This window comes from Nonomuraea antimicrobica (assembly GCF_039536965.1).
Lineage (GTDB): Bacteria > Actinomycetota > Actinomycetes > Streptosporangiales > Streptosporangiaceae > Nonomuraea > Nonomuraea antimicrobica.
The window spans coordinates 1-670 of record NZ_BAAAZP010000262.1 but is presented as its reverse complement, the minus strand read 5'-3'; the positions used below and the strand labels follow the sequence as shown (position 1 = coordinate 670).

Annotated in this window: 1 protein-coding gene; it reads left to right on the top strand. The window is 67.2% G+C overall.

Annotated features, from left to right (window positions below):
• Positions 1-74 precede the first annotated feature (74 nt).
• On the top strand, positions 75-670 hold a 596-nt coding region (locus ABD844_RS52325; RefSeq protein WP_425568809.1), incomplete at its 3' end, for a hypothetical protein.

Below are 670 nucleotides of genomic sequence, written 5' to 3'. Positions count from 1 at the left end.
CCCGCCGCATAACCCCCGAAGGATTTACAACTCAGACCACTAAGCGGACGAGCACCACCCGACTGGAGGACGCCGTGGCGTTCCCTCCGGACTCGTTCCTCAGCCTGTTCCGGTCCGACCGGGTGCGGACGTTCGACCCGTCCAAGGATCCAACGGCGACGCTCGTTGCGGACGGCTCCAACCATGCGCTCGTGTCGAAGCCGGACATGCAGCCGCTCGTGTTCCCGTTCCGTGGCGGTGGCGACGAGTTCAAGTCGAGGCCCGCGTTCGAGGACCCCGCGCACGCGGTCACGGCCGGCGGCTTCCATCACGGGCTCGGCGTACACCCCGACTGGATGCCGCCCGCGTTCCTGATGCGCAACAACGGCAGCAAGGGTGACGGAAAGGAACACTGCACCAGCGTCGGCGAGCCCGCGCGCACCATCACGTCGACGGGCCATCAGTCGCTCGTCGCCGTACCCGAGGGCCTGCGGTCGCTCCTCATGGCCTACTACGGCAACGGCGGGACCACGCGGACAACCGAACCAGTGGGCACCCTGCCGACGCGGGATCGTTGGGCGCTCATGGCCACCACAGGTGAGATCACCCTGGACGCGATCGACGTGTCCCCGATCTTGTTCCGGATGCTCAAGCTGCACGAGCTGCGACGGGCCCAGTCGTTCGACAACGA